The organism is Streptomyces sp. NPDC051172 (assembly GCF_040682555.1).
Classification (GTDB): domain Bacteria; phylum Actinomycetota; class Actinomycetes; order Streptomycetales; family Streptomycetaceae; genus Streptomyces.
In genome coordinates, this window is record NZ_JBFBBE010000178.1 from 1 (window position 1) to 14,106 (window position 14,106).

Sequence of the window (14,106 nt, forward strand, 5' to 3'; positions counted from 1 at the left end):
TGGAAGCGTAGGAACTCCCATCATCGCAGGTCAGCAGGCACCTCTTCCTATTCCTCTGTCCACAGGCCGACTATCACGCGGTGGATCGAGGCTCATGGCATATGGAGATTGCTACCACCGCGTGAAGCGGATGTCTCTGTGATGGGCGCTGCCCGCAATCAGAAGTTCATCCACTGCACCTCCGTGGTTTCCGGCTGACCTTTCCTGCTCTTTCGCGCCTGTGAGTGCGCGTCCGTGTCGACCGTGGTCTGTGCGACGTCATCACCCCGGTCGGCACCGTGCGCGCCGACACCGAGTTCGTCGTTCCCGTGACCCGATGAAGGGTGAACGCCAGGACGTCGCCCTGGGCGGTGTCCAAGTGAGCTGCGGCCTTGGGGAACTTGGCTTCCAGAGCGTCCAGGACGTGTCGCATCTGGGCCTTCACGGCGTCGGTGTCGGGTTGTTCGAAGACGGTCCGAAGCAGCGTGGCCACCCAGGGCTGGGCCGACTTGGGCACCTGGCTCAGCAGCGAGCGGGCGTAGTGGGTGCGGCATCGCTGCCAGCTCGCGCCGGGCAGGGTGGCGCCGATCGCGTTGACCAGGCCCATGTGCGCGTCGGAGATGACCAGTTGGACGCCGGACAGGCCGCGTGCGATCAGCGAGCGCAGGAAGGCGAGCCAGCCGGCGCCGTCCTCGGCGGTGGCCACGTCGATGCCGAGGATCTCGCGGTGGCCGTCTGCGTTGACGCCGACCGCGATCAGCGCGTGGACGTTGATGATGCGGCCGCCCTCGCGGACCTTCTGCGTGAGCGCGTCCACCCAGACGAACACATACGGCCCGGCGTCCAGCGGCCGGTTGCGGAACGCGGCGACCTGTTCGTCCAGGTGCTTGGCCATCGCGCTGACCTGGGACTTCGACAGCTGGGTGACACCCAGGCTCTCGGCGAGCTTCTCGACACGGCGGGTGGAGACGCCCAGCAGGTAGGCGGTGGCGACCACCGAGATGAGGGCCTGCTCGGCACGGCGACGGCGTTCCAGCAGCCAGTGCGGGAAGTAACTGCCCTGCCTCAGCTTGGGGATGGCGAGTTCGACGGTGCCGGCGCGGGTGTCCCACTCGCGCGGGCGGTAGCCGTTGCGGTGATTGACTCTCTCGTTGCTGACCTGCCCGTATTCGGCGTTGCAGAGGGCGTCGGCCTCGGCGGACATGAGCGCGTCGGCGAACGTCTTGACCATCGCGCGCAGCAGATCGGGACTCGCCGCGGCGAGATTGTCTTCGGCGAGGGCGTGCAGGGGCAGACTGTCGGGTGCGGTCATCGTGCTGATCTCCTTCGAGGCTTCGACACTTCGAAGATCAGCCGGTGGCCGTTCATCTATGCGGGCGCCATCCCGATGCCGGAGCAAACCCCCGGATCAGGTCGAACCCGTACACCATCTCCATGGACGCAACCTGCTGAAGCGATCACGCCGATTACCGTAGCGGTGGCACGCCCGGTTATCAGGGTGCTTCCTGTTAGTTCCCTCTGTGCCCAAACCTGCTGCGGCCAGTGCTCCTTTCCGAGATGGGTGTAGCTCCCTTGAAGGGTGGGGTTGAGCTGGGACTATGCAAATTCGATCGCGCGCAGTGCAAGTGCCCTCCAGACGAACGCCGCAGGTCGCCGCGTCAGCCGCAACCAAGATCGAAAGTCCGACCCGCGCTGGTGAACGCGGGGCGGTTCGAGGACGCCGGAGGGATCACGCGCCACTTGTGGATCCGAAGGTCGGTGCTGGTGAAGCCGTCCCTCCAAAGGAGCTACACCCAGAGGAGTTCACCGCGCACCTCACAGCTCTGCTTGCTGGCCAGAAGCGCAAGCGGAACCCAATTCAGCTCCGCGACAGCACAGCCTGTGCCCCTGTCAGAAAATCGGTGGCGCTCGGGTGCGGGCGCCTCTATGGTGAGGTCCACTTCAGGCAGCGGCTGTTGGCCGCTGCTGTCGGCCGAGTGAGAAAGGGGAGGTGTGACCGATGGCTGTCTCTGTGATGGGCGTTGCCCGCAACCAGAAGTTCATTCAGTCCACTCCTGTGGTCTCCGGCTGACCTCTGCTTCTCCCGCGCTTGTGAGCGCGGTGCCGGGGCCACCCTTGTGAAGGGTCACCCCTTGTCTTCCTCTTCTTCTCTCCTGGGTTCGTCCTCGTCCTTCTCGCATCTCCTCGCGCCGTACGGCTGGGATGCGGACTGGGAGGCCGAATTCGCTCCATTTGCCGAGCAGGGTCTTCTGCCCGGCCGTGTCGTGCGGGTCGACCGTGGCCTGTGTGACGTCGTCACACCGGTCGGGATCATCCGTGCCGACACCGAGTTCGTCGTTCCCCGTGACCCGATGAAGGTCGTGTGCACGGGGGACTGGGTCGCCGTGGACCCTGAAGGCAGCGATCCGCTGTACGTACGGACGCTGCTGCCGCGCCGGACCGCCTTCGTGCGCTCGACGTCGTCGAAGCGCTCCGAGGGCCAGGTGCTGGCCACTAACATCGATCATGCCGTCATCTGTGTGTCGCTCGCGGCCGAACTGGACCTCGGGCGGATCGAGCGGTTCCTGGCGCTTGCCATGTCCAGTTCGGGCGGTGAGGCCCTGCTGCATAAGTCGGCACTCTCCTGGGAGTCGGGTGCGCAGCCGCTGGTCGTGCTCACCAAGGCCGACCTGGTGCCCGACGCGGTGACGCGCGCGCATCTCGTCCAGGACGTCGAACTGTCCGCGCCGGGCGTGACCGTGCTGACGGTCAGCGCCGTGGAAGGGGACGGGCTCGACGTCCTCGTCGGCCTCGTCTCCGGCGGTACGTCCGTGCTGCTCGGGCAGTCCGGTGCGGGCAAGTCGACCCTCGCCAACGCGCTCCTCGGCGCCGAGGTGATGGAGGTGCAGGCCGCGCGGGACGTCGACGGCAAGGGGCGTCATACGACGACCACCCGCAACCTGCTCGCACTGCCCGGCGGCGGTGTCCTCATCGACACTCCGGGGCTCAGGGGCGTCGGCCTCTGGGACGCCGAGAGCGGGGTCGGACAGGTCTTCTCCGAGATCGAGGAACTGGCCGAGCGGTGCCGCTTCCACGACTGCGCGCATGATGCGGAGCCGGGGTGTGCGGTGCGGGAGGCTGTCGAGAGCGGGGAGTTGCCGCATCGGCGGCTGGAGAGTTATCGCAAGCTGATGCGGGAGAATCAGTGGATTGTGGCGAAGACCGATGCGCGGGTCCGTGCGGAGCTTCGGCGGGAGTGGAAGCGGAGGGGGTCCGAGGGGCGGGCGGCAATGGAGCTCAAGCGGGGGCGGCGGTAAGGGTGCCGGGTGGGGCGCCGGCTGGGGGCTGCCGCCCCCGGGCCCCCGCTTCGGCCTGAGAACGGCCTCGTCCTCAAACGCCGGACGGGCTGAGATGGGCTGACGTGGCCTCGTTCGCGCGCGACCTCGTGCGCCCGCCTCGCGTACTCCACGTCCGATTTCCGCCAGCTCGATCGTCCCGGGCGGCGGAGACTGGGTGGTGTGGTGGACGAAGACAGCAGGTACGAAGCCGTGCGGAGCCGGGATGCCCGGTTCGACGGGGAGTTCTTCTTCGCCGTCGCGACGACCGGGATCTACTGTCGGCCGAGTTGCCCGGCTGTGACGCCGAAGCGGCGTAACGTCCGGTTCTTTGCGACGGCCGCCGCCGCGCAGGGCTCGGGGTTCCGGGCCTGTCGGCGGTGTCGGCCGGATGCCGTGCCGGGGTCGGCCGAGTGGAATGTGCGGGCGGATGTGGTGGGGCGGGCCATGCGGCTCATCGGAGACGGGGTTGTGGACCGGGAGGGGGTCAGCGGGCTTGCCGCGCGGCTCGGGTACAGCGCGCGGCAGGTGCAGCGGCAGCTGACCGGTGAGCTCGGGGCCGGGCCCGTCGCTCTCGCACGGGCCCAGCGGGCGCACACCGCGCGGGTTCTGGTGCAGACGACGGAGCTGCCGATCACGGAGATCGCGTTCGCGTCCGGGTTCGCCAGTGTCCGCCAGTTCAACGACACGATCCGGGACGTGTACGCGTCGACGCCGAGCGAGCTGCGGGCGGCCGCTCCCAGTGCGGGTCGGCGTGCTGCCACCCCGGCCGCGGGGATTCCGCTGCGGCTCGCCCACCGGGGGCCGTACCAGGCCGGTGCCGTCTTCGATCTGCTCGCGGGTGAGGCCGTGGGTGAGGTCGAGGAGGTGAGTGGGGCGCGTGGGCGGCGGACTTATCGGCGTACCCTCCGGCTTCCGCACGGAACCGGCATCGTCGCCGTCGACGAGCGCGCGGGGGCCGCCAGGTCCGCGTCCGGTGCCCATCCCGGTGGCTGGCTGGACGCCCGGCTGCAGCTCACCGATCCCCGTGATCTGACCACCGCCGTGGTGCGGCTGAGGCGGCTCTTCGATCTCGACGCGGATCCGTACGCCGTGGACGAGCGGCTCGGCGGTGACGACAGGCTCGCGCCGCTGGTCGCCGCCCGGCCGGGGCTGCGGTCGCCGGGGGCCGCGGATCCCGAGGAACTGGCGGTGCGCGCGCTGGTGGGGCGGGCGGAGGCCGAACGGCTCGTACGGCAGTACGGGAAGGCGCTCGACGCGCCGTGCGGCAGCCTCACCCGTCTGTTCCCCGAGCCCGCCGTCCTCGCGGAGGCCGAACCGGACGGCACGCTGGGCGCGCTCACCGCCGCCCTCGCCGACGGCGCCGTACGCCTGGATCCGGGCGTCGACCGCGACGAGGCGGAGGCCGCGCTGCTCGCCGTGCCCGGCATGGACGCGGATACGGTCGCCGTGATCCGCACCCGGGCGCTCGGCGATCCCGACGCCGCCCCGCCCGCCCCCGACGTTCCCGACAGCTGGCGCCCCTGGCGCTCGTATGCCCTGCAACACCTGCGTGTAGCGAGAGAGTGGGACCGATCCTGATGAGTGTTCTCTGGAGCCGCTTCGACAGTCCTGTCGGGCCCCTCCTCCTCACCGCCGATCCGGCCGGTGCTCTGACCTCCGTGTCCGTGCCCGGACAGAGGAAGGGGCGTGAGGTGCAGGCCGGTTGGCGGTTCGAGCCCGCCGCCTTCCGTGCTGCCGAGGAGCAGTTGGCGGCCTATTTCGCCGGTGAACTGAAGGAGTTCCGGCTGGAGTTCAGCACCGCCGGGAGCGAGTTCAGGGAGCGGGTGTGGGCCGCTCTCGGCAGTGTTCCGTACGGCGCGACCACCACCTACGGCGAGATCGCCGCGCGGATCGGCGCCTCACGGGCAGCCGTACGGGCCGTGGGCGGCGCGATCGGCGCCAATCCGCTGCTGATCGTCCGGCCGTGCCACCGGGTGATCGGAGCGGACGGTTCGCTGACCGGGTATGCGGGCGGCCTCGAACGGAAGGTGCAGCTGCTGACGCTGGAAGGTGTCCTGCAGCCTTCCGCGACCCTGCCGGCCCTCTAGCCCTCCTGGTCCTCCAGGCCCCAGCTGTGGATCCGGCGCGGTTGGATGCGGATCACCTCCTCGCTGAGGTGCGGGCCCAACTCGTGCGGGCCGGTGAGGAGTTCGGCCTCGCCCCGGATGTCGACGCCTCGTACCTTCCACGGGCGCACACTCACGATGTCGTCGACGACCAGGGCGACCTTGGGGTTCTGCAGGAGGTTGCGCCACTTCTTGGTGCGGCCCAGGGCGTAGCCGCCGATCAGGATGGTGCCGTCGTCCCGGGGGAAGAAACCGACCGGGTTGGCCTGTGGCTGCCCGTCCCGGTCGACGGTGGCCAGCCGCCCCAGGCGCTGCGACTTCAGGTACGCGCGTTCCGCCTCGCTGAATTCGGTCATGGGAGAAGCGAAGCACGCGTGCCCCACGCCGCACATCGGATCCTCGGCCTAGGCCCGTGGCCCTACGTCAGCCCCAGATCACCGCGCCCAGCCACGCCCCCGCGATCAGCAGACAGGTGAACAGCTCCGCCAGCACGCTGGAGCCGCCCGAGCGCATCGCGGTGCGCAAGGCCGCCTTCGCCTCGCCGTGCCGGCCGAGGCGAAGGCGTTCGTACAGGTAGATGCCGCCGATGAAGCCGGGGATCGTGCCGAGCACGGGGATGAGGAAGAAGCCCAGGAGTGCGCCCGCCCCCGCGTAGACCCCCATCCGCGGGGTGGCGCCGCTCGCGCGCAGCCGTCTGGGGGGCAGTGCCCAGCGGACCACCTGGGAGAGGAATATCGCGAGGGTCGCGCCCACCAGGATCCACCAGGACACCGGCTGTGTGGACTTCAGCGCCCACCACAGGACCGCGGCCCACACGAGCCACGATCCCGGTACCCCGGGCACCAGCACTCCGCACAGGCCGAGCAGGAGGACCAGTCCGACCAGCAGGAGGTCCCACTCTCCCATGTGCAGGAGGGAGGGAGGAGACGCAGGTCAGCGGTCCGGGCCCGGGTCACACCGGCCACTCTTTCCGCACCGCCGTTCGATGGCTCACTCTTGATGCCCGCCTCATGCGGAGTGCTGTGCCGGTTTTTCCTGATGCCCCGTTTTCATACCGCCCATGCGGTGGACAATTAGGGGCATGAGCCAGCAGGGGGGAAGTCCCACCGGTGAGGACGACTGGTGGGGGCAGCTGTACGACGACTCCACCGAGGACACGGGCCCCGCAGCCGCGCCCGACACCCTGGACGACCGGTTCGCCTCGGTGGCCGGGGCCATGGGTGCCGAGGCCGGGGCGGGCGTGGACGAGGGGTTCGCCCAGCGGAGGGCGCCCTGGGACCTCCCGCCCCCGCCCGGCGGCCGTACCTCAACGGAAACACCCGGCACGACGGTGCCCGAGTCGCGCATGCCCCCCGAGGCGAACAGCCCGAGTGGCGCGGCGGACGCGGACCTGGCCCGGAACGGCTCGCCCGCTGCTGCCGTCACCCCGGCGGACGCGGAATCCGTGCCGGTCGCGGAGCACCGTCCGCGCCATGCCGCGGGCAGCCCTTCGCCGCAGGTGGCCGACGGCACGCTCCCGCACACCGCCCGTCATCGCGCCACCGCCGCGCAGCCCGTCCCGCAGCAGGCCGCCGCCTCGTCGGCGCCGGCTCCCGCGCCCGCACACACCGCCACCCACCTCGACCTCCCCACCTTCCCCCCGGTCTCCCTCGACTACGTCGGCTCGGGCCCGCCCACCTACGACGCCGAGCCCACCGCGCTCCCGCCCGCCGACCCCGACGACCTCGACGACCTGGTCGCGGACACCGTGCTGGACGGCGCCCGCTACGGTGCCTGCACCCTCCGTGCCGTCTCGGTCCGCGGGGACTCCGCCCGCTACCGGGGCGAGCCGCGCCGCGACTCCCTCCTCACCGCCCGCTTCGGCACCGGAGAGCACGCACTGGTCCTGGTGGCGATGGCCACCGGCGCCCGCGCCACACCGGGCGCGCACCGGGCGGCCGCCGAGGCCTGCCACTGGATCGGCCGGGCCGTCGGCCGCAGTCATGCCCGGCTCGCGGAGGACATAAGGGCAGGCCGGCGCGGCGACCTCAAGTCGGGCCTGCACCGCCTCACCGACCGCAGCCTCGGCAAGCTCCGCGCCAGCGCCTCCGAACAGGGCATCGACCCCGAGGAGTACGCGGCCACCCTGCGCTGTCTGCTCCTGCCCGCCGACCCCGAGTGCCGTACACGGGTCTTCTTCGGGGTGGGCGCCGGCGGACTGTTCCGCCTGCGTGACGGCGACTGGCAGGACATCGAGCCGCGGGTCAGCGAAGCCACCGGCGAGCCCGTCGTCGGCTTCGGCTCGCTGCCCGCGGAGACCCCCGAGGGCGACCGGCTCACCATGGACCTCGGGATCCCGACCCCGCCGAGCCCGTACGAACCCGCCCCCGAGCCGCCCCGCGAGCCCTTCCGGTTCCGTGCCTCCGTCGCCCACCCGGGGGACACGCTGCTGATGTGCAGCAGCGGCCTCGCGGAGCCGTTGCGCGGCGAACCCGATCTGTGCCGGTATCTGACGACCCGGTGGTCCGGGCCCACCCCGCCCGGCCTCGCCGCTTTCCTCGCCGACACCCAGGTCAGGGTCAAGGGATACGCGGACGACCGTACGGCTGCCGCAGTCTGGGAGGCGTGACGGCGCGGCGTGTGAATTCATGGACCCGCAGGGATCCGCGGAGACCGAAACATGCCCCGCCCTCGGCTAACTGCCGACCGGCACCCACTGCCGTACCCCGTGGCCGTTCGTGCCGTACCAGTAGCGGGGCAGGCCCTTGATGCTGCTGGTGCGGAAGGGGCGGCCGTGGTCGTCGATCCGGACCGTGCCGGTGCGGCCCTGGGAGGACCAGTCGAGTTCGAGGTACCAGGAGCAGTCATACGTTTCCGTCGTCGCGGTGACCAGCAGCACTTCCGGGTCCTGAGCGGAGACGCGGTAGGGGAACTGCACCGCGGGGGCGGGGTCTCCTCGGTCGTCGGCGCCCGAGACCGCGCGGGCGATGGGGCGGTTGACGTCGAGGTTCACGTCGAAGTAGCGCGGGCCGAGGCCGCCGCCGCAGCCCTGCGCCATGTCGTAGGTGGTGCCGGTGACCGGGGTGCCGCGTCCGACGATACGGACCCGGAGGGCCTCCAGGACCACGGCCGTGGACGACTTCCCCTGCACCGAGATCTGCACCATCGTCTGCCGCCCGTGCACCGCCCGCTGCGTGGCCGCCCATGCCGCGGCGTCCTGCGGTACCGGCGGCGGGGGCACCTGGTCCGGCTGTTTGCCGATGACGTAGTCGTGTGCGCAACCCCCGTCCCAGATCTGGGAGTCGGCGCTCCAGGCGAGGGGCACACCGGTGGAGGCGGGCGCTCCGCTCTTACCGCCGGCCGTCGCGCCCTCCTTCGACGTGGGGTCGGCAGAAGCTTCTGGGCCTGCCGACGGTGAGGCCGAGGAGCCGGTGGGGGAGGGGCCGGTCGCCACGGCCGAGGGGCGTCGGGACGCGGGGGGTTCGGTGGTGCGGGACTGTCCGGGGGCCTTGGCCGAATCGCCCGGCAAGCGGTCGGCCGACAGGGCGGAGAGGCTGCCGAACGTGACGAGCAGTACGGTCCCCACGGCGGTCCCGAGGAGGGTGCGTCGGCGTCGGAACCAGGGAGGGGCCGACGGGCGCACCGGCTCCTCCGGGCGCGACGGCCCCTCGGGACTCGTCGTCCCCCCAGGGCTCTGGCCCTCCAGGACCTCCGTCGGCTCTGCCCCGGCCCCCTCACCCGCGGCCCGCGGCCGCTGCCGTGCCGCCACCGCGAGCAGCCACAGCCGGTGGAGTTCGAGCCGTTCCCCGGGTGTCGCCTCGCAGAAGGCCGCCAGCCGTTCCACGGGTGCGAAGTCCTGCGGTACCGCCTCGCCCGCGCAGTACCGGTGGAGCGTGGAGGTGTTCATGTTGAGGCGGCGGGCCAGGGAGCCGTAGCTCCGGTCCGTGCGGTCCTTCAACTGCCGTAACAGCGCCGCGAACGCCTCGACGTCGTCCCGAGTCTCCAATGTTCCCCCGTCGTCCATCGCATCCCGTATCCCAGGCACTCATGTATCTGCACGTCAGAAGGGCTGGGATGGTTCCACCGTCGCGGATGGGGCGTCTGCCGTTGCGCCGGCCCGCCGTGACCGCCGATGCTCTTGGTATCGCACCGACCGGGCCGGACCGACCAACCGGCGTCGGGCGACGACCGACACCCCTGCACTCATTCACGGCGGACGATCGTCCGCACCGTCGTTGTGGCCGGTCGCGCAGTTCCCCGCGCCCCTTCGGGCGCTACGGAACCGCAGCCGACCTCGACTTCAGGGCCGCCCTCCCGCCTCGGGGGTCGGGAGGGCGGCCCACAGCACAGCTCGACCACTCGACCGCTCAATCACTCGAACCGCTCGAACCACTCGAACCACTCGAAACGGGGAACCGAACATGAGCAGCAAGACCCGCACCGTCCTCACCGCCGGCCTTCTCGCCGTCGCCCTCGGCCTCGGTGCCACCGCCCAGGCCTCCGCCGGCGCCGCGCACAGCGTCAGCGGCAAGCCGTCCGACAACGTCAGCCGCATCGCCGACTTCTACGGCGCCTACATCGACGCGGTGACCGACGAGGACAGCGGCAACCTCGGGGACGCGCTGCGCGCCCACTACCTGACCCCTGCCTTCCAGAAGGAACTGGCGGCCTGGGAGGACCGGGAGCACGCCGACGGCGTCCTGCGTGCCCAGAACGTCCCGCTCGCCTGGAAGGTCACTGACAACGGCAGCACCGCGCACCGCACGGAGGCCGTCGTCACCCTCACCTGGAGCCGGAACACCAGCACCAAGCTGGTGGTGGACATGAACCGCGACAGCCGCCAGATCTTCCACATCGGCGAGAAGGGCGCAGCGGCCAAGTAGTCACTCCGGTCGCAGCCGCACCGTGAGGATCTGGAACGGCCGCAGCTCGAAGCTCAAGTCGCTTTCGTGCTGCGGCCGTTCCAGTAGATCCGTCACCTCGGCCCGGCCCGCCGGGAACCCGGGCGCCAGCGTGGCCCGCGCCCGTCCGCCCCTGGACTCGTACAGCCGTACCACCACATCGCCGCTGCGGTCCTCCGCGAGCTTCACCGACTCGACGGTCACGGCCGGGTGGTCGACGCGGACCAGCGGCTCCACGACCGGCGCCTGCGCCACCCGCAGCGGCAGGTTCAGCGCGAGCCCTTCGGCGACCGCGTGCCCGACGTCCGCTCCCGGCAGCAGCGCATAGGTGAAGCGGTGCGTGCCCAGGTCGGTTTCCGGGTCGGGGCTGTGCGGAGCACGCAGCAGCGTCAGGCGTACGGTCGTGCCGAGGCCGCCCTCGTGCGGGGTGCGGGTCACGTCGTGGCCGTACGTCGAGTCGTTGAGGACCGCCACGCCGTAGCCCTCCTCCGCGACCCTGAGCCAGCGGTGCGCGCAGATCTCGAAGCGGGCGGCGTCCCAGGACGTGTTGGTGTGCGTCGGGCGGTGGACGTGCCCGAACTGGATCTCCGCGGTGGAGCGTTCGGCGTGCACGTCGAGCGGGAATGCGGCCTTCAGCACCTTCTCGGACTCCTGCCAGTCGACGTCCGTGACGACGTCGAGGCGCCGCGCACCGGCCGCGAGGCGGATCTCCTGGGTGATCCGCGACTTCCCGAAGGTCCGCGTCACCCGCACCGCCGCCGCCGGCGGCCCGGCCTCCACCAGCTCCACCGACTCGACGTCCGTGAGGTCCGTGTGCCGGCGCCGGTAGTGCCGGTCGATGTCCCAGGCGTCCCAGGCGTTGGGGTGATCGGGGTGCAGCTGGAGGAGGTTGCCGGAGCCACACAGCACCTCGCGGTCGGCGGCGAGATCACGGACCGAGGAGAGCAACCCCTGTGCGTCCACGGTGACCCGGAGCCGGGAGTTCTCCAGTACGTACGTGCCGTCGTCCTCCTCGGCCCGTACGACCTCGCCCGCCGCGCCCACGACCGGCGCACTGCCCAGCCCCGGCGCGGTCACCAGCACGCCCCCGGCGATCTCGGTCCGCTCGTACGGCGAGGCGTTGAGCACCACGGGCCCGCCCGTCCCCAGCGCCTCCACGGCCGCAGCCGTGAGCTCCTCCGCCTCCGCCAGCACCCGCGCATACGTGTCCCGCGCCTCCCGGTGCACCCAGGCGATCGAGGACCCGGGCAGGATGTCGTGGAACTGGTGCAGCAGCACCGTCTTCCACAGCCGGTCCAGGGCGTCGTACGGGTAGGCGTACGACGGATTGCGTACGGCCGCCGTGGTGCACCACAACTCGGCCTCGCGCAGGGCATGTTCCGAGCGCCGGTTGCCCTGCTTGGTCTTCGCCTGGGTCGTGTAGGTGGCCCGGTGCAGCTCCAGGTACAGCTCGCCCGACCACACCGGGGCCGCGGGCCCGTACTCCTGCTCGGCGGCCGCGAAGAACGCGGACGGCTTCTCGACCTCCACGCGCGGTGAACCCTCCAGGGAGCGCAGCCGACGGGCCTTCTCCAGCATCTCGCGGGTCGGGCCGCCACCCCCGTCACCCCACCCGAACGGCACGAGCGAGCGGTTGGCGCGCCCCTTCTCGGCGAAGTTGCGTTCCGCGCGGGCGAGTTCGCGGCCGTGGAACTGCGAGTTGTAGGTGTCGACGGGCGGGAAGTGCGTGAAGACGCGGGTGCCGTCGATGCCCTCCCACCAGAAGGTGTGATGGGGCATCTTGTTCGACTGGTTCCAGCTGAGTTTCTGGGTGAGGAACCATCGGATTCCGGCCAGTTTTGCGAGCTGCGGGAAGGCCGCGGTGTAGCCGAAGGAGTCCGGAAGCCAGACCTCCTCCGTCTCCACGCCCAGTTCTTCGGCGAAGAACCGCTTCCCGTGCACGATCTGTCGTGCCAGCGCCTCGCCGCCGGGCATGTTGGCGTCCGACTCCACCCACATCGACCCGACGGGCGCCCAGTTGCCGTCCGCCACGGCCTTCTTGATCCGCTCCCAGATGTGCGGCTGGTGCTCCTTCACCCAGGCGTACTGCTGGGCCTGCGAGCAGGAGAACACCAGCTCGGGGTAGTCGGCGGCCAGTGCGGTGACGTTGGCGAAGGTGCGCGAGGCCTTGCGGACCGTCTCGCGCAGCGGCCACAGCCAGGCCGAGTCGATGTGGGCGTGCCCGGTTGCCGAGATCCGGTGCGCGCTCGCGGAGGCCGGGCGGGACAGTACGTCGGTCAGCGCGGCCCGGGCGGCAGCTGCCGTACCGGAGACGTCGTGCAGATCGAGGGCGTCGAGCATGTCCTCCAGGGCGCGCAGGATCTCGTGCCGCCGGGGCCGGTCCATGGGCAGCTCGTGCATCAGCTCCGAAAGCACCTCGACGTCCAGCACCAACTGCCACACGGCTTCGTCGAGTACGGCGAGGTCGGCAGAGCGGAACCGGTAGATGAGACGGTCCCCGGCGGTCAGGACGTCTCCCAGGTGCGTGGGTTCGAAGCCGTGCAGCACGGCCGGATTGGCGGCCGCCTCCAGCAGCAGATGCACCGGTTCGCCTCCGCTCGCCGGGGAGCCCACGGCCAGGTGACGGTTGCGCGGGTGAATGCCCTTCAGGGGCACGCCCGCGGCGTCGTAGAGCAGCCCCTCGGCCTGGAAACCGGGGCCGTCGCCGGTGAACCCGGGGTCGATCACCGCCTCCACACGGTGCCCGGCCCACTCCTCGGGGACCCGGCCCGTCAACCGGAACCAACTCGTCGACCAGGGCTTTCCCCAGGCCGTTCCGGTTGTGAAGGTCTCGTAGTCGGCCTGCAGCGCCTGGTCCACCGGTACCGGTTCGCCGGGCACATGCCACACGGACAGCACCAGCGGCACGCGCTCCGCGTACTGCGCGGGCCGCACGAACTGTCCCATGGCGCGCTCCAGGCGCGCCTCCACCAGCGTTCGGTCGTCGTGCACGGCGGCTCCCTCGGCGCTCGGACGGCTGTGGTGCCTCGTTTTCCAAAGGGTCCCGCCATCCGGCCGGAACCGCAGCATCCGTGGCCGAACACCTGGTCGTTGAGCATTCGACATGACTGCCCCGCGCCCAGAGGGGCATGGATCCCGTGAACGTGTTCGACAAGGAGGGGACCGACATCGGCACGCGGGCGGGGGTCATGAAGAGTCAGGCACGAGGGGGCGGTCCCACGGCGATCGGGGCCTTCTCGGCGAAGACGGAGGAAAAGGCCGACGGCGACGCGGACCAGGCGCAGCCGTCCGAGACACGGAAGCTGCGGCAGAGACTGGGCCGCGCGGACCTGAAGGCGGTGCCCGAGGCACGCCGGGCGCTGCGCGAGCTGTTACGGCAGTGGGGCAGGTCCGGCCGCTCGGAGATAGCGGAGCTGCTCACCAGCGAACTCGTCACCAACGCACTCATCCACACCGACCAGGACGCGGTGCTGACCGCCACCCTCGGACCCCGTGGACTGCGGGTGGAGGTGAGGGACTTCGTGGGCCGCAGGCCCAGACTGCGCGTACCGAACGCCGACGACGGTACGCACGGCAGAGGCCTGGTCCTGGTGCAGTCCCTCGCGGACGCGTGGGGCGTACGGGCGCACGGGGTGGGGAAGGTGGTGTGGTTCGAACTCGACGCCGGAGCGACATGACACGGGAAGGGGGCGTGACCCGACGGTCACGCCCCCTTCCCGTGCAGGCCGTTCTAGTGTTCCGGTCCGCAGATCCTGTCGCAGTAGCGGCAGATGCGGTCGATGATCTGGTCCGCGGTCTTGGTCCATCTGAAGGGGCGGGCCTGCT

Annotated in this window: 11 protein-coding genes; 6 read left to right on the forward strand and 5 right to left on the reverse strand. The window is 70.9% G+C overall.

The window, feature by feature from the left end:
• Positions 1-166: 166 nt before the first annotated feature.
• Positions 167-1,291, reverse strand: a complete 1,125-nt coding sequence (locus AB0N07_RS46835) for an IS256 family transposase (RefSeq protein WP_365846424.1) — start codon at positions 1,289-1,291, stop codon at positions 167-169.
• An 820-nt stretch (positions 1,292-2,111) separates the two neighbouring features.
• Between AB0N07_RS46835 and rsgA the strand changes: the two genes are divergently transcribed.
• The 3 genes from rsgA to AB0N07_RS46850 all read left to right on the forward strand — a co-directional run bounded on the left by rsgA (position 2,112) and on the right by AB0N07_RS46850 (position 5,383).
• Entirely contained in the window at positions 2,112-3,275 is a 1,164-nt protein-coding gene (gene rsgA, locus AB0N07_RS46840; RefSeq protein ID WP_365846426.1) for a ribosome small subunit-dependent GTPase A, read from the forward strand.
• 204 nt (positions 3,276-3,479) lie between these two features.
• On the forward strand, positions 3,480-4,874 hold the full coding sequence (locus AB0N07_RS46845) for an AlkA N-terminal domain-containing protein (RefSeq protein ID WP_365846442.1): 1,395 nt from the start codon (positions 3,480-3,482) through the stop codon (positions 4,872-4,874).
• On the forward strand, positions 4,874-5,383 hold the full coding sequence (locus AB0N07_RS46850; protein WP_365846428.1) for a methylated-DNA--[protein]-cysteine S-methyltransferase: 510 nt from the start codon (positions 4,874-4,876) through the stop codon (positions 5,381-5,383). The genes AB0N07_RS46845 and AB0N07_RS46850 overlap by 1 nt, the downstream gene beginning before the upstream one ends.
• Here AB0N07_RS46850 and AB0N07_RS46855 read toward each other — a convergent pair.
• Both AB0N07_RS46855 and AB0N07_RS46860 read right to left on the reverse strand, forming a co-directional pair.
• Positions 5,380-5,757, reverse strand: a complete 378-nt coding sequence (locus AB0N07_RS46855; RefSeq protein WP_365846430.1) for a PPOX class F420-dependent oxidoreductase — start codon at positions 5,755-5,757, stop codon at positions 5,380-5,382. The genes AB0N07_RS46850 and AB0N07_RS46855 overlap by 4 nt on opposite strands.
• A gap of 67 nt (positions 5,758-5,824) precedes the next feature.
• A complete protein-coding gene (locus tag AB0N07_RS46860) occupies positions 5,825-6,307 on the reverse strand; it encodes a DUF456 domain-containing protein (RefSeq protein ID WP_365846432.1) in 483 nt (160 codons plus the stop codon).
• A 175-nt stretch (positions 6,308-6,482) separates the two neighbouring features.
• Between AB0N07_RS46860 and AB0N07_RS46865 the strand changes: the two genes are divergently transcribed.
• Positions 6,483-8,009, forward strand: coding sequence for a PP2C family serine/threonine-protein phosphatase (locus tag AB0N07_RS46865; RefSeq protein WP_365846434.1), 1,527 nt, complete (start codon positions 6,483-6,485; stop codon positions 8,007-8,009).
• A gap of 66 nt (positions 8,010-8,075) precedes the next feature.
• Here AB0N07_RS46865 and AB0N07_RS46870 read toward each other — a convergent pair whose 3' ends face one another.
• Positions 8,076-9,404 carry a helix-turn-helix domain-containing protein gene (locus AB0N07_RS46870; RefSeq protein WP_365846436.1) on the reverse strand — a complete coding sequence of 443 codons (1,329 nt, stop codon included), beginning with the start codon at positions 9,402-9,404 and terminating at the stop codon, positions 8,076-8,078.
• Positions 9,405-9,801: 397 nt separating this feature from the next.
• On the opposite strand from AB0N07_RS46870, the gene AB0N07_RS46875 reads away from it, so the two are divergent.
• Positions 9,802-10,263, forward strand: coding sequence for a hypothetical protein (locus AB0N07_RS46875; RefSeq protein WP_365846438.1), 462 nt, complete (start codon positions 9,802-9,804; stop codon positions 10,261-10,263).
• Here AB0N07_RS46875 and AB0N07_RS46880 read toward each other — a convergent pair whose 3' ends face one another.
• Positions 10,264-13,272 carry a glycoside hydrolase family 38 C-terminal domain-containing protein gene (locus AB0N07_RS46880; RefSeq protein WP_365846440.1) on the reverse strand — a complete coding sequence of 1,003 codons (3,009 nt, stop codon included), beginning with the start codon at positions 13,270-13,272 and terminating at the stop codon, positions 10,264-10,266.
• Positions 13,273-13,469: 197 nt separating this feature from the next.
• Between AB0N07_RS46880 and AB0N07_RS46885 the strand changes: the two genes are divergently transcribed.
• A complete protein-coding gene (locus tag AB0N07_RS46885; RefSeq protein WP_365846444.1) occupies positions 13,470-13,958 on the forward strand; it encodes an ATP-binding protein in 489 nt (162 codons plus the stop codon).
• Positions 13,959-14,106 lie beyond the last annotated feature (148 nt).